This is a genomic window from Paracoccus sp. J39 (assembly GCF_000518925.1).
GTDB lineage: Bacteria > Pseudomonadota > Alphaproteobacteria > Rhodobacterales > Rhodobacteraceae > Paracoccus.
The window spans coordinates 97,462-116,032 of record NZ_JAEN01000014.1; the positions used below are offsets into that span (position 1 = coordinate 97,462).

The 18,571-nt window shown below is 68.4% G+C and carries 13 protein-coding genes; 5 read left to right on the forward strand and 8 right to left on the reverse strand.

The window, feature by feature from the left end; translation table 11 throughout:
• The first annotated feature begins 49 nt into the window (after positions 1–49).
• The gene (locus L632_RS22765; RefSeq protein ID WP_028714282.1) at positions 50–946 is read left to right on the forward strand and encodes a rhodanese-related sulfurtransferase; all 897 of its coding nucleotides are present in this window, start codon (positions 50–52) and stop codon (positions 944–946) included.
• A 258-nt stretch (positions 947–1,204) separates the two neighbouring features.
• Positions 1,205–1,807, forward strand: a complete 603-nt coding sequence (locus L632_RS0114740; RefSeq protein WP_028714281.1) for an outer membrane protein — start codon at positions 1,205–1,207, stop codon at positions 1,805–1,807.
• Between the two features lie 55 nt (positions 1,808–1,862).
• Here L632_RS0114740 and L632_RS0114745 read toward each other — a convergent pair whose 3' ends face one another.
• The 4 genes from L632_RS0114745 to L632_RS0114760 form a co-directional block, all read right to left on the reverse strand.
• The gene (locus L632_RS0114745) at positions 1,863–4,145 is read right to left on the reverse strand and encodes an NADP-dependent malic enzyme (protein WP_028714280.1); all 2,283 of its coding nucleotides are present in this window, start codon (positions 4,143–4,145) and stop codon (positions 1,863–1,865) included.
• Between the two features lie 82 nt (positions 4,146–4,227).
• A complete protein-coding gene (locus L632_RS0114750) occupies positions 4,228–5,601 on the reverse strand; it encodes an oligosaccharide flippase family protein (protein WP_028714279.1) in 1,374 nt (457 codons plus the stop codon).
• Positions 5,601–7,085, reverse strand: coding sequence for an LPS biosynthesis protein (locus L632_RS0114755; RefSeq protein WP_028717054.1), 1,485 nt, complete (start codon positions 7,083–7,085; stop codon positions 5,601–5,603). The genes L632_RS0114750 and L632_RS0114755 overlap by 1 nt, the downstream gene beginning before the upstream one ends.
• 43 nt (positions 7,086–7,128) lie before the next feature.
• Positions 7,129–7,866, reverse strand: coding sequence for a chromosome partitioning protein (locus tag L632_RS0114760; RefSeq protein WP_028714277.1), 738 nt, complete (start codon positions 7,864–7,866; stop codon positions 7,129–7,131).
• A 295-nt stretch (positions 7,867–8,161) separates the two neighbouring features.
• Here L632_RS0114760 and L632_RS0114765 point away from each other — a divergent pair, with 295 nt between their 5' ends.
• A complete protein-coding gene (locus tag L632_RS0114765; protein ID WP_028717055.1) occupies positions 8,162–8,992 on the forward strand; it encodes a glycosyltransferase family 2 protein in 831 nt (276 codons plus the stop codon).
• On the opposite strand, the gene L632_RS0114770 is transcribed toward L632_RS0114765, so the two are convergent.
• On the reverse strand, positions 8,989–9,675 hold the full coding sequence (locus L632_RS0114770) for a hypothetical protein (protein ID WP_232220982.1): 687 nt from the start codon (positions 9,673–9,675) through the stop codon (positions 8,989–8,991). The two genes, L632_RS0114765 and L632_RS0114770, sit on opposite strands and share 4 nt — an antisense overlap.
• A 391-nt stretch (positions 9,676–10,066) precedes the next feature.
• On the opposite strand from L632_RS0114770, the gene L632_RS0114775 reads away from it, so the two are divergent.
• The gene (locus L632_RS0114775; protein ID WP_028717057.1) at positions 10,067–10,765 is read left to right on the forward strand and encodes a sugar transferase; all 699 of its coding nucleotides are present in this window, start codon (positions 10,067–10,069) and stop codon (positions 10,763–10,765) included.
• A gap of 389 nt (positions 10,766–11,154) precedes the next feature.
• Positions 11,155–12,360 (forward strand): glycosyltransferase, encoded by a 1,206-nt coding sequence (locus L632_RS0114785; RefSeq protein WP_028717058.1) that lies wholly within the window; start codon positions 11,155–11,157, stop codon positions 12,358–12,360.
• On the opposite strand, the gene L632_RS0114790 is transcribed toward L632_RS0114785, so the two are convergent.
• From L632_RS0114790 to L632_RS0114800, 3 genes are read right to left on the reverse strand one after another with little or no spacing between them, the layout of a single operon-like run.
• Positions 12,341–12,964: a 4'-phosphopantetheinyl transferase gene (locus L632_RS0114790; RefSeq protein ID WP_028714271.1), complete on the reverse strand. Its 624-nt coding sequence runs from the start codon at positions 12,962–12,964 to the stop codon at positions 12,341–12,343. The two genes, L632_RS0114785 and L632_RS0114790, sit on opposite strands and share 20 nt — an antisense overlap.
• Positions 12,961–17,580, reverse strand: a complete 4,620-nt coding sequence (locus tag L632_RS0114795; protein WP_028717059.1) for a MupA/Atu3671 family FMN-dependent luciferase-like monooxygenase — start codon at positions 17,578–17,580, stop codon at positions 12,961–12,963. Before L632_RS0114795 ends, L632_RS0114790 begins: the two co-directional genes overlap by 4 nt.
• Positions 17,577–18,569 (reverse strand): glycosyltransferase family 2 protein, encoded by a 993-nt coding sequence (locus L632_RS0114800; RefSeq protein WP_028714269.1) that lies wholly within the window; start codon positions 18,567–18,569, stop codon positions 17,577–17,579. The genes L632_RS0114795 and L632_RS0114800 overlap by 4 nt, the downstream gene beginning before the upstream one ends.
• Positions 18,570–18,571 lie beyond the last annotated feature (2 nt).

Genomic DNA, 18,571 nt, shown 5'->3' on the forward strand with positions numbered 1-18,571 from the left:
GTCAATGCGGCAACTTGATTGCACCCCGGCGCGGCGCTATGGCCAGCCCATGCTGATCGTTGCCGCGCTTTACCATTTCACCCGCTTTCCCGACCCCGCCGCGCTGAAGGCGCCGCTGGCCAGATGCGCCTGCTCGAACGGGGTCAGGGGCACGCTGCTGCTGGCGCCCGAGGGGATCAACGGCACCATCGCCGGCACCCGCGCGGGGCTGGACGCGGTGCTGGCCCATATCCGCGCCCTGCCCGGCTGCGCGGGGCTGGACTGGAAGGAAAGCACCGCCGAGACCATGCCCTTCGGCCGCATGAAGGTGCGGCTGAAGCGCGAGATCGTCACCATGGGCCAGCCCGAGGTCGATCCCACCGCCGCGGTCGGCCGCTATGTCGCCCCGCAGGACTGGAACGCGCTGATCAGCGCCCCCGACGTGGCGGTGATCGACACCCGCAACGATTACGAGGTCGAAATCGGCAGTTTCGCCGGCGCCGTCGATCCCGGCACCCGCAGCTTTCGCGACTTTCCGGAATGGTGGCGCCAGAACCGCGACCGCTTCGCGGGCAAGCGCATCGCCATGTTCTGCACCGGCGGCATCCGCTGCGAGAAGTCGACGAATTTCCTGCTGGGCGAGGGCGTGCCCGAGGTCTTTCACCTGAAAGGCGGCATCCTGAAATACCTGGAGGAGGTGCCCGAAAAGGACAGCCTCTGGCGCGGCGAATGCTTCGTCTTCGACAGGCGGGTGAGCCTGGGCCACGGGTTGCGGCAGGGCCGCCACGCGCTTTGCCACGCCTGCCGCCGGCCCCTGGCGCCCGAGGATCGCGACCGCCCGGAATACGAGGAAGGCGTCAGCTGCCACCGCTGCGCCGGCGAATATTCCGAGACCGACCGCGCCCGATTCCGCGAACGCCAGCGTCAGGCCGAGCGCGGGGAATGTTTCGGCGAAGCGCAAGACTGACAATCCGGCAACATTCGTTAACAACAGCAACAAGCTGAAAAACAACAGGTTTACCCGATCACGCCTGCTCAAATCCGCTTGAGCGGCTAAGCCGTTCATCCCTTTGCATTTCCCCTGTCGCGCTACGGGGGGCCGGTCACCGCTTCGCACTTGTCCGTGCTGCGGCGCCGCAAAACCTTCCAATCGGCGAGCCGGGTGATAGGCATAGGGCCGAGTGATCTGGGCGACCAACAGCCCGAAAGAAATGGAGAGCTCAAAATGAAAACAATTGGTTACGCAACGCTGATCTCGCTGCTGGCGGGTGGGGCATATGCAGGCGGCTATGCCGCCCCGGTGGTCGAGCAGCCGGTGGTCGCGCCCGTCGCTCCGCCGATGACGATCGAGGCGAGCGACTGGACGGGCTTCTACGCAGGTCTGCAATACGGGCAGGGCTCGGGCGATCTGGGTGATCGCGGCGCGCTGGCCGATTTCGGCGATTTCGACGGCTATGGCCTGCATGCCGGCTATCAGCGCGGCTTCGGCAAGTTCGTGCTGGGCGGCGAATTGGATTACAACCGCATCTCGCCGGACAATGACTACAGCGACGGCGACCTGACCCGGCTGCGGCTGCGCGCCGGCGCCGACATGGGCAAGTTCCTGCCCTATGTCACCGTGGGCGCCGCCAAGCTGAAGACGGACGAGTTCTCGGATACCGGCCTGACCTACGGCATCGGCGTCGATTACAAGGTGGCCGAGCGTTTCACCGTCGGCGCGGAATATACCCGCAACGACTTCAAGGACGTGCTTGAGGACAGCACCGGCGCAAGCGGCAACGATCTGGACCTCGACCTGGTGCAGCTGCGCGCCTCTTATCGGTTCTGATCCCGACGCAAGGAAGAAAGCGCCCCCGTTTCGGGGGCGCTTTTCCGTTCCGGGCCTATTTCACCTGCCCCAGCCGGCCCGCCGCGATGGCGGCCATGTTCAGGATGTCGTTCACCGTCGAGCCGGTCGAGCAGATCTGGATCGGCTGCGGCACCCCGGTCAGGATCGGGCCGATCACCGTCGCCCCCGCCATCTCCTGCAAGAGCTTCACCGAGATCGAGGCCGAATGCCGTGCCGGCACCACCAACACGTTGGCCGGCCCCTTCAGCCGCGAGAACGGGTATTTCGCCGCCTGCGACGGGTTCAGCGCCACGTCCACGGTCATCTCGCCCTCATATTCGAAATCGACGCGGCGCGCATCCAGCACCTCGGTGGCGTGGGCCATCTTCACCGCCCGCTCGCTGACCGGATAGCCGAAGTTCGAGAAGGACAGGAAGGCGACCTTCGGCTCCAGCCCCAGGCCGCGCGCCACATGGGCGCCGCGGGTGGCGATGTCGGCCAGGTCGTCGGCCTCGGGCCATTCATGCACCAGCGTGTCGCCCATCAGGATGATGCGGCCGTTGTGCAGGACCGCGGTGATGCCCACGGCGCCGTCGGCGGGGGTAACGTCGAAGACCATGCCGATCTGCGACAGCACATGCGCGTTCTTGCGCGTCGCGCCGGTCACCAGCCCGTCGCCATGGCCATGCGCCAGCATCAGCGAGGCGAAGACATGCCGGTCGCGATTGGCCAGCTTGACCGCGTCCTCGCGGTCATAGCCCTTGCGCTGCAACCGGGCGTAGAGCGTCTCGTGATATTGCTCCAGATGCCGGGAATTGCCGGCATTGACCACGGCGATCTCGCGCGCGGCATCGCCCAGGCCGGCGGCCTCCAGCTTCTCCTTCACATCGGTTTCGCGCCCGACGACGATGGACTGGCCCATGCCGCCGCGCTGCCAGGCGACGGCGGCGCGCAGCACACGCGGGTCGTCGCCCTCGGCAAAGATCATCCGGGCCTGGGCCTGGCGGGCGCGGGCATGGATGCCCTGCAGGATCGCCGCGGTCGGGTCCATGCGCGCCTTGAGCGACTGGACATAGCCTTCCATGTCGATGATCGGCCGGCGGGCGACGCCGGTATCCATGCCCGCGCGTGCCACGGCCGGCGGAACGACATGGATCAGCCGCGGGTCGAAGGGCGTCGGGATGATATAGTCGCGGCCGAATTGCAGCTTGCGGCCATAGGCCACGGCGACCTCGTCCGGCACATCCTCGCGCGCCAGTTCGGCCAGCGCCCGGGCGCAGGCAATCTTCATCTCGTCATTGATGGCGCGGGCATGGATGTCCAGCGCGCCGCGGAACAGATAGGGAAAGCCCAGGACATTGTTGACCTGGTTCGGGTAGTCCGACCGCCCGGTGGCGACGATGGCGTCGGGGCGGACGGCATGCGCTTCTTCCGGGGTGATCTCGGGATCGGGGTTCGCCATGGCGAAGATGACCGGGTTCTCGGCCATGCTCTGCACCATGTCCTGCGTCACCGCCCCCTTGGCCGAAACGCCCAGGAACACGTCGGCGCCCTTCATCGCCTCTTCCAGCGTCCGGGCCTCGGTCACCACGGCATGGGCGGATTTCCACTGGTTCATGCCCTCGGTGCGGCCCTGGTAGATCACGCCCTTGGTGTCGCACATGATGCAGTTCTCATGCCGCGCGCCCATGGATTTCAGCAGTTCCAGACAGGCGATGCCGGCCGCGCCGGCGCCGTTCAGCACGATGCGCACGTCCTCGATCTTCTTGCCCGACAGCTCCAGCGCGTTGATCAGCCCCGCCGCGCAGATCACCGCCGTGCCGTGCTGGTCGTCATGGAAGACCGGGATGTCCATCAACTCCTTGAGCCGCTGCTCGATGATGAAGCATTCCGGCGCCTTGATGTCCTCGAGATTGATGCCGCCGAAGGTCGGGCCCATCAGCCGCACGGCGTTGATGATCTGATCCGGGTCTTCGGTGTCCAGTTCGATGTCGATGGCGTTCACGTCGGCGAAGCGCTTGAACAGCACCGCCTTGCCCTCCATCACCGGCTTCGAGGCCAGCGCGCCCAGATTGCCAAGGCCGAGGATCGCGGTGCCGTTCGAGACCACGGCGACCATGTTGCCCTTGACGGTATAGTCATAGGCGGTCTCGGGCCGTTCGGCGATGGCCTCGACAGGCACCGCCACGCCGGGGGAATAGGCCAGCGACAGGTCGCGCTGCGTCGCCATCGGGGTCGAGGCGACGATGTCGTATTTGCCCGGACGGGGCTCCAGGTGATAGGCCAGAGCCTCTTCCCGCGTGATGCGGGACTTGCGCGGGGTGTTGTCGTCGCTCATCCGGTGCCTCCTCGTGACGTTCCGGCAGCAATAGCGCCAGGGCAAGCGGAACCGGAAGAGGGAAAATGGCCGGCGATGCCCGTCAGGGCGACATGGCGGCCAGCACCGCGCCGTGATGCCCGGCCAGCGCGGCCGCGGCCGCGACCAGGGCGATCATGGCGGCGACCAGATCGTGCCGCGGGTCCCAGCAGCCGTGCCGGCGCGCCAGCCAGACCGTCACCGGATAGCAGAACACCTGCGACAGCGCCTGGCCGATCAGCAGGCCCGGCAGGCCGTAAAGCGCGGCCCCGGTGACGACCAGGGTGAAATAGATCACCGCCCGCGAGGATTGCATGATGAAGAAGCCGCGCGAATCCCCGGCGGCCAGCGCCGAATATTCATAGCTGATCGGGATGACCTGCAGCATCTGGATGCAGGCGACGGCGACCAGGATGCCGCCCGCCGCGGCATAGCGCGGATCATAGAGCAGATCGACGAGCGGCGGCCCGGCCCAGGCCAGCACCACCGCCGCCACCAGCAGCAGCGCGGTCAGACCGGCGCGGGTGCGGGCCAGGATGCGGGCATTCTCGGGACCCTCGGCCGGCGGGTGCTGGCGATACATCGGAATGAACAGCCGGCTGGCGATGGACGAGCCCAGCATGGCCGGAACCGTGGCCAGGAACAGGCCGATATTGTAGATGCCCAGCTGATGCAGCGTCAGCACCCGGCCCAGGATGATGCGGTCGCCCTGGAACAGCAGGAAGCCGCAGATGGTGCTGAAAAAGATCCACTTGCCGAATTTCATCACCTCGGCGCGGGCCTCGGGCTCCATCCGGAAGCGGTTGCGGTGGCCGGGCAGGAACAGGCGGAACATCAGCAGCTGGGCAAAGGCGCCCAGCACATTGCCCCAGACCAGCGCCCAGACCGATTGCAGGATCAGCGCGGCGGCGATGGTCAGCAGGATGCCGATGAGCTGGTTGCACAGTTCGATCACCGTCAGCCGGCCCAGCTGCAGATGGCGGGCGGCGGTGTCGATCCGCGTCGGCAGGAACCCCCCGACGATCATCGAGGTGGCCGCCACCGGGAACACCCAGCCAAAGAGCGAGGCGTCGTAGAACCAGGCCAGCGGCCAGGCCATGGCCATCGCCGCCAGGAAGATCAGGAAGCCGCGGATGATCTTCAGCGTCCAGATGGTATCGAGGAAATCCGGGTCGTCGCCACGCTTGCTCTGCATGATCGACGGACCGAAACCCATGTCGCTGAACATGCTCAGCCCGATCAGGAAGCTGGTCACCAGCGCCATCAGGCCGAAATCGTCGGGGCTGAGGATGCGGGTCAGGATCAGGTTCGACCCCAGCCGCATGATCTGGCCCAGGCCGAAATTGGCCATGGACCAGGCGCCGCTGCCCAGAGCCCGCGAGGCGAGGCTCTTGCGCGGCGCCTCGCCGGGGCTTTCGGTTCCGCCGGGCTGGCTCATCAGCCCATCCCGTCGGTCGGCATGCTGACCACGCCGGGCGAGGGCAGGCCGGGAATCTTGCCGATCAGCCACAGCGCGACCAGCGCCCCCAGCACCAGCAGCGCGACCATGTAGATGTTGCGCAGCCGGCGGGCGCGCAGGTCGGCGCTGGACAGCCGATAGGGCAGCGAGATGACCGGCCGCGTGCCGGTGGCGCGGGCGAACTGGTCGCTGCGCCGCAGGACCGGGTTCAGCAACTCCAGCACGAAGGCCACGGTCAACGCCAGCGCCATGCTGCCGCCCACCCCCATGACCGCGCTTTTCTTGCGGTTGGACATGGCGGGATATTCCGGCGGCAGGGCGCGCTCCAGCAGCACGAAACGCTCGGTCTGGTCGTTCTCCATCAGCATCTGCTGGGTCTCGACCTGGGCGAGCTGGCGCGAGATCTCGTTATAGCGGTCCTGCAGGCGGCGTTGCTGGCGGTTCATCGCCTCGAGCTCGCGGGTGACTTCGGGCGCGCGGGCGCGGGCGCGGTCGATCTCGACCCGGCGCGCCGCGATCCCGGCCTTCTGCTCGTTCAGCTTGGCGAGCTGGGCGTCGATCAGTTCGGCCTGGCGGCGGATCACGTCCGAGCCGCCGCTGCCGCCGCCGCTGTTCAGACGGTCCAGGATCTCCTCCAGCCGCTTGATCTCGGGGTGGTTCGGCGACAGCGTCCGGCGCGCCTGCGCCAGCTCGATCTCGGCCGAGCGGATCTGCTGCACCAGCGAGGCCGAGGGCCGCGCCTCGGAGGCCGTGCCCCCCGCCTCCAGCGACAGCCGCTCGCGCTGCAGGGTCATGACGTCGCGGTCCAGCGTCGTCTCCATCTCGGTCAGCTGGGCCAGCTCGGTCTGCAGGAATTCCTGCGAGGTGGGCAGCGAATCCTCGTTGCGGGCGCTGAACTCGACCACCTTGCGTTCCTGTGCGGAAAGCTGCTCGTTCAGGCGCGCCTCTTCGTTGCGCAGGTATTCCTGCGATTCCAGGATGCGCAGCTGGCGGTTCTCGCGGTCGCGGTTCACCACGCTGTTGGCGAAGTCATTGGCGAGGGCGGCGGCCATGGCCGGGGTCTCGGCCTGGGCGGTGATGACGATGGCCGCCAGCGACATGCGGGAATCGACCGAAACGCCGGGTGCGGTGATGCTTTCGATCCGGGTCGAGCTGCGCAGCGCGCCCAGCTTTTCGGTCTCGCTCAGCGGGGAATCGGCGAACAGGCCCAGCCGCTCGATCACCTCGCGCAGGTTGGCGCGCGCCATCAGGCGCTGCTCGATCAGCTGCACGCGGCGCGAGGCCGGCAACGAGCTGTCGCTGCCCTGGTCGATCGCGGCCGGCATGTCCAGCTGGATGACCGCCGAGGCCTCGTAGACACGGGGCGAGGAGGTGATCAGGTAAAAGGAAATCAGCACGCCCAGGACCAGGATCGTCAGGACCAGCGGCAAGCGCCGCCAGACCATCGAGATCAGATCCTGCAAGGATTGAATCGGTCCCAAATCTCGAACCCTGTCTTTCTTAAATTCAGTCTTCCGACTTGTTCAGGACCACGCCCATCACCGGCGGCATGCCGACGAGAAGCCGTTCGCATTCCGCCATGTCGGCGGCGGTGCCGCGGCGCCCGTCCGCCACCAGCAGCAGCGCATCGGCCAGCGGCAGCGCAGCCAGCGCCGCATCCTCGCCCAGAAGCGCGGCGGTGTCGATGATGGCGATCTCGGCCGGGTGGCTGTCGTGCAGCCGGTGCATGGCCCGGGCCAGCGCCTCGTCCTGCAGCAGCTCGGCCGCGCCCGGCTCGGCCCGCGCCGGCGCCAGAACCGCGAGGTTCGGCGCCTCGTCCACGCGCGAGACCAGCGCGTCCAGGTCGCCGCCCTCGCGCAGCGCCGCCGAGACCGCGCCGCAGCCCGGCACGCCCAGCTGGCCCGCTACCTCCGGCTGGCCGAGGTCGAGGTCGATCAGCGCCACCTGCGTATGCGGCTGGCGTGCCAGCGCCAGCGCCAGGTTCACCGCCACGAAGGTGCCGCCCGCGCCCGGCGTCACCGGCACCACGGCAAGCTTGCTCCAGCCGCGGCTGCGCATCTCGCGCAGGATGCGGGTGCGCAGCAGCGAGAATCGCTGCGCGATGATCTTGGCATGTTTCGCGTCCGAAGCGGCCAGCGCCGCCTCGCGCCGGATGAACTTGCTGGAGACATGGCCCCGCGCCGCTTCCGGCGCAGCCTGTCCTGCCGGCGTCCTGTCCGGGTCATTCCCTGTCGCAGGCGTCAAACCTGTGGCCCCTCTGCCTCTGATGAAACGGCGCCGTCCCGGGGACTGCGGCCTGCCGATGACTTTCACGGCAGCGGCATGGTAGCGTCCCGGCCATGAACGCGACAACCGAAAACACGCCCGATAACAAGAATGCGCCGCATTTCCCGGCCCGGCGCGGCGGAATCCCCATGTCGCGGCGGGCCGGCCGCCCCGGCTCCGACATCGGGGCGGGCCCGGCCCCGCGATTATCCACCCAGGACGGCCGCGACGGGCGATTCGGCCGCGGCCAGCCCGAAAGCCCGGTCCCAGCCCGATGACGCCCCCCTGCTCCATCATCCTGCCCGCCCATGACGAGGCGGACTATATCGGCGCCTGTCTCGGGCACATCCTGGCCCAGGACCACCGGGGTCCGGCCGAAGTCATCGTGATCGCCAACGGCTGCAGCGACGATACCGCCGCCCGCGCCCGCGCCCAGCAGCCCGGCTTTGCCGCCCGCGGCTGGCAGTTGCGGGTCGAGGAACTGGCGCAGGGGGGCAAGATCGGCGCGCTGAACCATGGCGACGCCTGCGCCGGCCCGGGGATCCGGCTGTATCTGGATGCCGATATCCGCATGGGGCCGCGGCTGCTGTCGGGGCTCGTCCGCGTGCTGGACGCGGACGAGCCGCGCTATGCCGGCGGGCGGCTGGTGGTCGCCCCGGCGCGCAGCGCCGTGTCGCGCGCCTATGCCCGGTTCTGGCAGAAGCTGCCCTTCGTGGCCCAAGGCGTCACCGGAGCGGGGCTTTTCGCGGTGAACGAGGCAGGGCGGGCGCGCTGGGGAGCATTCCCGCAGATCATCTCGGACGATACCTTCGCCCGGCTGCAATTCGCGGAAGCCGAGCGGTTCCTGGTGGACGAGCCCTATGAATGGCCGCTGGTCGAGGGCTTTTCGCCGCTGGTCCGCGTGCGCCGGCGCCAGGACATGGGCGTGGCCGAGATCGCCCGGCTGTTCCCCGACCTGCCCTCCCGGCAGGGCCATGTCCGCCCCGGCAAGGGCGAACTGCTGCGCCTTGCCGCCGCAGATCCGCTGGGCTTCGCGACCTATGCCGCCGTCGCACTGGCGGTCCGCATGGGGCGCAACCGCCAGGAATGGGCGCGCGGGCGCTAGTCGGCCGCGAAGTCCCGCACCACCTGCCAGGCAAGCTGCTGCAGCACGGCGGCCTGCTCCTTCGGCACTTCGGGATAGGGGCCGCCGCCGCCGGGGATCCGGTTCGTCAGCCCCACCGGGCTCTGGCCGGTCAACGTCGCGTAATGGATCATCGCGATGAAATAGAAGCCTCCCGCCTCGGTCGGATGGATGTCGTCGCGGAAAAAGTCGCGGATCGAGCGGGCGCCGGGCACCTTGCCGGCCTCGATGGCATCATGCAGCCGCACCATGCCCAGGCCGGCCGGGATCAGCCGCATCGGCTCCCCTCCCTCCGGCAGGTCCTCGTTCACCCGATCGGCGATCGCCTGCCATAGCGGCAGGTCCGCCAGGATGCGGTCACGCCAGGGCCGCGTCGAGCCCGGCTCGATATGGTCCCAGGTCTGGTAGAGATAGGGCTTCACATCCGGGTTCGACTGCCGCGCCAGCGCCACCCATTTCGCGGCATAGCCGGCGCTGTCGTGATAATCCATCGCCGGGGCCAGCGGCACGCGCTCGGTGATGATGAGCGCGCCGACCGCGTGATTCGGCAGCCATTCGCGCCCGTTCACGCCCTGGGCGTGCCGCGCGTCCGTCCATTGGATCTCCAGCGGGGCGCCGTTGATGATCTGCATCTCGACGGATTCGTGCAGCAGATTCTGCATCATGCCGGGAACCGTGGGGCTGACGAGGCTGTGGCCGATGTAGAAAGCCGAGACGCCCTCAATTAAAAATTGCAAAAACCCCGCCATATTAACAACCCTCGATTGTGAATTACCTGCCTGCGTGCCGTTATCGCAGAATTGCCCCAAGACCGCAATTCAACCGGCAGTTGCCAATATCGGCCCAAGACAACCAATTGCTTGCCCAAAGACCGCGGCGATCACGGATTCTCACATCATGTTTACCTAGGGTAAGGGCCGCGCAGCCCTCCGGTTCTTTCAGATAAGTCATTGTTTTAAAAAGAACCTATACTTTTCGTCAGTGCCTCAATTCGTTCTAGTTTTATTCAAATGCACGGCTATACTGCGCCAGTAGTGATTAGGACAGGTTTTCAAAATGCGGCACACCACGGATTTTGATATCGAGACGATCGGCTCGGTGCTGCAATCGGACCCCGGCGGAACCATCGGCGAACCCATGGGGGTCCGATCTTTTTATGCCCGCTTTCTCAAGCGTCCCCTGGACATTGCGGCCGTTGTTCTGGCCGCACCGATTGTCCTGCCGGTGGTGATGATCCTTGCCATCGTCATCCTGTGCCATGGAGAAAAGCCCTTCTATACCCAACTGCGGGTCGGACGCTCGGGCCGCAACTTCCGGCTGTGGAAGCTCCGCACCATGGTCGAGGATGCCGACAAGCGCCTGGCCGAATATCTGGCCGCGAACCCCGAGGCCAAGACCGAATGGGATCTGACCCAGAAGCTGAAGAACGATCCGCGCATCACCTCGACCGGCCGCTTCCTGCGCAAGACCTCTCTGGACGAGCTGCCGCAACTGTGGAACGTGCTGCGCGGCGACATGAGCATCGTCGGTCCGCGGCCGATGATGATCGAGCAGGCGCAGCTTTATCCCGGGGCGGATTATTATCACCTGCGGCCGGGCGTGACCGGGCTCTGGCAGATCTCGGACCGCAACGACAGCACCTTCGCGGCCCGCGCCACCTTCGACGCCCGCTATGCCGGAGAGCTCAGCCTTGCCGGGGATGTGACCATCATCGCCAAGACGGTGGGCGTGGTCCTGCGCTGCACCGGCTACTGAGCGGTCCGGCCGGTCTCGGCCTCATGCCGCTCGATGCATCTGAGGCGCCGCCATGCGACGAAAAGCGTGGCGGCGGTTCCACTGACGGAGTAAACCAGCAGGGCAGTCCAGAGCGACAGATCAAAGGCCACAGCCCCGATCACCGCGCTGGCCAGCGCAACTGCAACGCCAATGGTCAAGATGCCGGTCAGAGGTGCTCTCCTCAAAATGCACAGGTCCTTGGATCAATAGTGCCAAAGAAAAAACGAATCGCTAGACAAACTTTAGTGCCGCATTCCCTCTTACTGCATATCCGCTCATTCTTAAGCAAAAATCAGCGCAATCCAGCCTGCATGGTGTTTGAATACCGCGACAGTTGAGCATTTTCCTTTGAATTGGAGCCTGCCGCCTTGCGAATCGGCTATTTGGTCAATACCTATCCCCGCCCCTCGCACAGCTTCATCCGGCGCGAGATCGCGGCCCTGGAGGCGCAGGGCCTGCAGGTGCACCGATTCGCCATGCGCGGCGATCCGGCCGCATTGACCGATCCCGCCGACCGCGCCGAGCATGCCCGGACCGAGCGGGTGCTTGAGGCCGGGGGCAAGCGGCTGCTCGCCGGACTTGCGCGGCAAGCTCTGGAAAATCCTGCGCGATTCTTCCGCGCCATGCGCCTGGCGCGGCGGCGGGCGCGGGCCGGGGAATCCAGCCTGGCGCGGCAGATCATCTATCTGGCCGAGGGTGCCCATGTCGCCGCCCGGGCCAAGGCGCTGGGGCTTGCGCATATCCACGCGCATTTCGGCACGAACTCGGCCCGGGTCGCGGCCTATGCCCGCTTGCTGGGCGGCCCGCGCTTCAGCTTTACCGTCCACGGCCCAGAGGAATTCGACAATAGCCTGGCCCTGGACCTGGGCGGCAAGCTGGCGCTGGCGGAGTTCTGCATTGCGGTCAGCAGCTATGGCCGCTCGCAAATCTTCCGCTGGTCGGCCGCTGAAGATTGGGAAAAGGTGCATGTGGTGCATTGCGGGCTTGATCTGCCCCGCTGGGCAGAGCCTTCGCCGCTCCCCCCGGGCGCGCTTCACATGGTCGCGGTCGGACGTTTCGCCGAGCAGAAGGGATTCGGCCTGCTGATCCGCGCCTTCGCCCTGGCCTGGCGGCGCAATCCCGCGCTGCGCCTGTCGCTGGTCGGCGACGGCGAGCTGCGCCCGCAAATCGAGGCGCTGATCGCGGCCGAGGGCATGGGCGAGGCCGTCCGCCTGCTCGGCTGGCAGGACGAGGCCGGCGTCCGCGCCGCCATGGATGCCGCCCATGCGCTGGTCACCCCCAGCTTCGCCGAGGGCCTGCCGGTGGTCATCATGGAGGCTATGGCCTGCGCCCGCCCGGTGATCGCCACCTATATCGCCGGCATCCCCGAACTGGTCCGCCCCGGACAAGAGGGTTGGCTGGTCCCCGCCGGCGATGCCGAGGCCCTGGCCGAAACCATGCTGCAAGCCGCTGAAACCGACCACGCCACGCTGGAACGCATGGGCGCCTCGGCCCGCGCCCGCGTCACGGAACGCCACGACATCCGCGAATCCGCCCGGCGTCTGGCGGCGTTGTTCAGCCGCGCCACAGGCTGAGCGCCAGCCAATAGCCCGCCGCCTGCCCCCAGCGCCCGCCAATCAGCCGGTCGCCCATGCAGGCGCGGAACCGCTGCGCATCGATCACCGCCGGGACCGCCCGGAAGTCCAGCATCCGCCCGGTCAGCGGATATTGCGCCTTGAACATCGCCTCCTTGGCGCAAAAGGCCAGCAAGGCATCCCCGGCCCCGTTCAGGCGAAAGGGCATGATGGTCTCGGCCAGACCTTCCGGAAGGGCGCGGTCGCAAGGCTCCAGATCGACGCCGACGCTTGCCCCGCCGGGTGGGGCGGCGATGGCGATGCAGTAATCGCCGCCATGCGACAGGCTGGCGCGGATGCCCGGCGGCAGGTCCGGCCGGCGGTCGGAACGCGCCGGGATGGGCCGATCCGCCGGCAGGTCATGCCCGGCCTGCCGGATCGCCGCGCGCAGCGCCATGCGCCCCAAGGCGAACTCGCGCCGCCGCTTCGGGACGGCGCGGGCGATAGCCCCCGCCTCCTCGGGCAAAAGCGGCGCGGGCTCGGCCGTCAGCGGCAGCACCGCGCAGCCATGACCCGCGGGCAGCAGGCGGCGGGCCAGCGCCTCGAGCGCCTCGGCGCCGCTCACCGCCCGCCGCGCAATTGCGCCCGCAAGGCCCGGCGCCGGGCCATGGCATCGTCACCGGCCCCGACCGGCTCGGGCTCGGGGCGCACAGGTGCCACAGGGGCCGACACCGCCACCGCCGGAGCGACATTGTTCGCCGGCGCCAGCGCGGCGACGTGCTTCAGGAAATCCGCCATGACCGGGAAGCGGAAGATATCCGTCACCCCCAGCCGCGGCAGCGCCAGCCGGTCCCGCATGGTCCGGTGCAGCTGGATCGCCAGCAGCGAATGCCCACCCAAGGCGAAGAAGTTGTCGCGCGGGCCGATCTGCTCGACGCCCAGCACCTCGGACCACAGCGCCTGCACCGCCTGCGCCAGATCCTCGGTCGGGGCGTTGGCGGCGACAGCAGTGGTGGCCTCGACGGTCGGCGCCGTCACCGGAGCGGAGGCGACAGCCCCCGGCACCGGCAGATGCTTGCGGTCGATCTTGCGGTTCGGGGTCAGCGGCATCTTTTCCAGCCGCACGATCCGGCCGGGCACCATATGCGCCGGCAGATGCGCCAGCAGCGCCTCGCGCAGCCCCTTCTCGCACAACTCGCCCGCGCCGGTGACATAGGCCACCAGCCGCTTGTCGCCGGGGGCATCCTCGCGCACCAGCGCCACCGCCTCGCGCACGCCGGGCTGGGCGGCCAGCTGCGCCTCGATCTCGCCCAGCTCGATGCGGAAGCCGCGCAGCTTCACCTGGTGGTCGGCGCGGCCGATATAGTCGAGGCAGCCATCCTCGCGCCAGCGCACCAGATCGCCTGTGCGATACATGCGCGCGCCCCAGGGCGCGCCGCGATCCGCGGGCACGAAGGGATCGGGACGGAAAGCCGCCGCAGTCAGGTCCTCGCGCCGCCAATAGCCGCGGGTCACACCATGGCCGCCGATCCAAAGCTCGCCCTGCGCGCCGGGGGAGACCGGCACACCGTCGGCGTCCAGCACGTAAAGCTGGGTATTGGCGATCGGCCGGCCCAGCGTCACCTCGGCCGCATCGGTCAGGTCGGCCACCGTGGACCAGATCGTCGTCTCGGTCGGGCCGTACATGTTCAGCACCCGCGCCCGCGTGGCCGCCTTGATTTCGGCCAGCAGCGAGGGCGGCAGCGCCTCGCCCCCCACCATCACGCATGTCAGCCCGGCCATCGCCGCCGCCACCTGCGGGTCCGAGACCAGGATGCGCGCCATGCTGGGCGTGCATTGCAGATGCGTGACCTTCCAGCGCCGGATCTGCGCCGCGATCGAGAAATCGCCGTCCTCGGGTTCCTCGCCATGCGGGTTCACCTCGGCCCGCAGCCGCGCCAGCAGCGGGAAGCCGGCCATGACCTGCTCGGGCGCGATGCCGTAGTCGATCAGGCAGGCGATCTCGCCCACGCCGATGGCCTTCAGCTGCTCGACCCGGGCGATGCCGTCCTCGATGGAGCCGAAAAGGCCGGAATCCTCGAAATAGCGCAGGAAAGCGAATTCCAGGATGCCGTCCAGCTCTTCCTCGGAGAGCGAGCCGAGGTCGATGGCCATCGGGTTGGTCATGCCCGCCGGGCGGCGGAAGGCCGGGAAATCCCAGGCATATTGCTTGACCAGCGCCGCGGCGCTTTTCAGGTAGTTCTTCATCGGCTCGCGGGCGATCTCGCGCGCCGTCTCGCGATCCTCGGCCAGGCAGGTATGCAGCATCAGCGTGACGGTGAAGCGCGCCGGGTCATGGCCGGCCTCGCGCAGCGCGGCGTGGTAATCCTTGATCCGCGCCGCGACCGTGTCGATGCTTTGCCCCAGCAGATGGGTCAGCACGTTCATGCCCAGCCGCCCCGCCTCGACCCAGGTTTCCGGGTTGCCGGCGACGGTCATCCACAGCGGCAGCTCCTTCTGCACCGGACGCGGCTGCGTCACCACGCCGAACAGGCTGCCGTCCTTGCGCGGGAACTCGACCGCCTCGCCGCGCCACAGCCGGCGCAGCTGGTCGATCCCCTGGGCCAGCGCGGTCTTATTGTTCGGCGGGGCGTTTTCCGGGCGCAGCACGAAATCGTCTGGCTGCCAGCCCGAGGCGATGGCCAGCCCCGCCCGGCCCGAGGTCAGGTTGTCGATCACCGCCCATTCCTCGGCCACCCGGGCCGGGTGATGCAAAGGCAGCACGCAGCTGCCGGCGCGAACCGAGATGTTCTTCGTCACCGCCGCCACCGCCGCGCCCGAAACCGCCGGGTTCGGATAGGGGCCGCCGAAGGCGTGGAAATGCCGTTCCGGCGTATAGACGGCGACGAAGCCGTTCTGGTCGGCAAAGCGCGCGCCTTCCAGCAGCAGCTGGTATTTCTTTGGGCCGGGGCCGTCGTCATTGCCCCAGTAGAACAGGCTGAAATCCATGCCGCCGGATGGCTCGCGGCGCGGCTGCGCCGGCGTCGAGGAGACGGCGAGCCGCGATTCCTCGCCCGCGATCACCAGTTTCAGGCCCCGCGCCAGCGACCAGAAGATCTCCAGCACCGAGATGTCGAAGGAAAGACTCGTGACCGCCAGCCAGGCATCGCCCTCGGCATGCGGGATCACCGCGTCCATGCCGGCGAAGAAATTGGCGACATTGCGATGCTCGACCATCACCCCCTTGGGACGGCCGGTCGAGCCCGAGGTATAGATCAGATAGGCAAGGTTTTCCGGTCCGACGGCGCTGACCGGGGCCGCGACCAGGCCATGCGGCAGGTCGGACGGGATGGTCACAACCTGCGCGCCATGCGCAGGCAGCCTCTCGGCCAGACCGTCCTGGACCAGCACCACCCGGGCGCCGGAATCCTCGATGTAAAGCTCGATGCGATCGGCGGGGTAGTCCGGGTCCAGCGGCACATAGGCGCCGCCGGCCTTCCAGATCGCCAGCGCGCCGATCACCAGCTCGGGCGAGCGTTTCGCGAACAGGCCCACCGGCTGATCCGGGCCGACGCCCATCGCCACCAGCTTTTCGGCCAGCGCGTTGGCGGCGCGATCCAGCTGGCTGCGGGTCAGGCGGTGATCCTCGAAGGCCAGCGCCACCGCATCGGGGTTCTCGGCAGCCTTTTCCGCGATCAGCTCGTGAATGCAGGCCAGCCGCACATCCAGCTGCGTGGCATTGCGGCCGACCAGCAGTTCCTCGCGCTCGGCCGCGTCCATCAGGGGGATGTCGCGCAGCGCCGTAGAGCCGGGCAGCGCCAGCCCGCCGTCCAGCGCCCGGGCCAGCCGCTGCGCCTGCGCCGGCGTGACGCGGGCCGGGTCGTGGTCCAGCCAGGCGCCGTCCCCGGTCAGGATCACGGTCAGCGCCGCGCCCTTGACCGGGCCGCGGGCATCGAGGCTGATCGCCAGATCCGGCAGCGCCATGTCGCGCAGCTCGGGCGCGCGGTGCAGCAGGTCGGCCATGAAAAAGCCGCGCTTCGCCTGATCGGCGATCTGCGCCGCCAGCGCCTGCCCCAGATCGGCCAGGGTCCGGTCGCTGCGTGCCTCGACCACCAGCGGCTGCCAGTCGGCGACGATCCCCGCCGCCTCGGGCTGGCCTTGCGGCCGCAGCGCCAGATCGAACTCGGCCTGTCCGGCCAGCCGCGCCAGCAGCGCCGCGGCCAGCGCGATGCGTTCGGGCGCGGCGCCGGGCAGCAGCGGCAGGCGCTGCGTCGCGCCCGAGCCCTCGCCCGGCAGCACCGCCGGGTTCATCCGCGCCAGACGGCCCCGCCAGAAGCCGTCATGCTTGGCGGCCTGCGCGGCCAGATCACTCAGCCGCGCGCGCTCCTCGGCGGCCAGCGCCGGGATCACCGCGCCAAGCGGAGGCAGCTCGCCGCGAAAGACCAGCCGGATCGCCGCATCCGCGGCGGCGACGGTGGCGATATCGCCGTGATGGGCCAGCACGGTGCCCGGCGCGGCGCTGGCCGGCTCGGTCCCGGCCGAGGCGGTCACCGCCAGCACCCGGCCATCGGCCAGCCGGACCTTGGCTTCGGCCAGCGGGTTCCAGTAGCCGCCATGGTCGAGCCCGCGCACCAGCGCGCAGATGCGCCCCGCCGGCTGGGAGAAGTCGATCAGGCCCGCGGCCTCGGGGCGCTTGTCGCGGCCGACATAGCTGCGCTGCGACAGGTCCTGTTTCACCCGCTGCGGGCCGGCACCCTCAAGCTGAGCCACCACCTCGGCAAAGCTTTCCGCCCCGCGGGCGAAGCAGCGGGCGTTCAGGGTCAGGGCGGTGTCGTCGGGGCGGATCTCGAACAGGGTCTGGGACAAGATGTCGCCCTCGTCCACGCCGCCTTCGATCATGTGCCAGGTGACGCCGTGCTGCGCCTCGCCGCCGATGATCGCCCAGACCGGAGCGTTCAGCCCCGCCAGCCGCGGCAGCGGCCCGTCGTGGAAGTTGATCGCGCCCAGCCGGCCGCGCGCCAGCATCTCGGGGCGCAGGATCGACAGGTTGGCGACGCTGAACAGCCAGTCGGCAGGCGGCGCATCGGGGGCCATCGGCGCGTCCTGATCCTCGACCGCAAGACCGGCGCCCTGGGCCCAGTCGCGCAGGTCGGGATTGCGCGTCACCACCGCATGGATGCGATGCCCGCGCGCCAGCAGCGTCTCGGCCGCGTGGCGCAAGAGAGATTCGTTACCCACCAGAATCGCGGAAAATTGCGTCATGGCTTACCCTTTTCAACATGAACGGGCTTTGGTTGTGAACGAAAGGCGTGGCGCGCCAGATGCGCCAGATGGCCCGGCGGCCCGTCCGGCTTGCGCCCCGACAGAAGGCAGCGCAGGCGGAACAGGCCCGCGCCCCCCAGATGCGCGACCGTGGCCCAAAGCGCGCCCAGACGCCCATGATGTTTTTCGAAATAGCGGCGCCGGGAATCGTACCAGTAATCCGGCGCGCGCTTCCATTCCTTCATGCCGGTGCTGACCGAACCGATATGCAGCACCAGGCTTTCGACGACGTAATGGGTCTGCCAGCCCGCCAGCGCGGCGCGGCGGCACAGGTCGGTCTCCTCGTAGTAAAGGAAGAAGCCCTCGTCGAAGAGACCGATTCGATCCAGCACATCCATGCGGATCATCATCGACGCCCCGGCCGACCAGTCCACGCGACCCGATGCCTCGGGCTGCGGCAGCGCCACGATGCGCCGCCGCAGCAGGCGCGAGATCGGGCCGGTGCGGCATTCCGATTCGAACTCGCCCAGCGCGGTGGGAAAGCGGAAGGCGGTGCTGTGCGGCACGTCGTCGGTGCCGCGCAGGCGCGAACAGGCGATCCCGGCCTGCGGATGCGCAGCCAGATAATCGACCAGCGCCCGGATCGCACCGGGCTGCGGAATCGCGTCGGAATTCAGCAGATAGACCAGATCGGCGCGGCGCCCGTCCGGCAGGCCCTGGCGGATGCCGTGATTGTTGCCGGCGCCATAGCCGCCGTTCCAGCCCGATTGCACCACCGCGACGCGATCCGAGGGCCAGCCGCGCGCCCGCACCCCAGCCTGCATCGCCTCGTAGCTGCCATCGCCGGAATCGTTGTCCACGATGGTCAGCCCGCCGTCGATGCCCTGCATTTCGCGCAATGCGGCCTCGGCGGCCTGCAAGGACATCTCTGGCGTGCGCCAGTTGAGCACGATGACATGCACGCTGGCCGTGGTCGGATTCTGGGTCATGG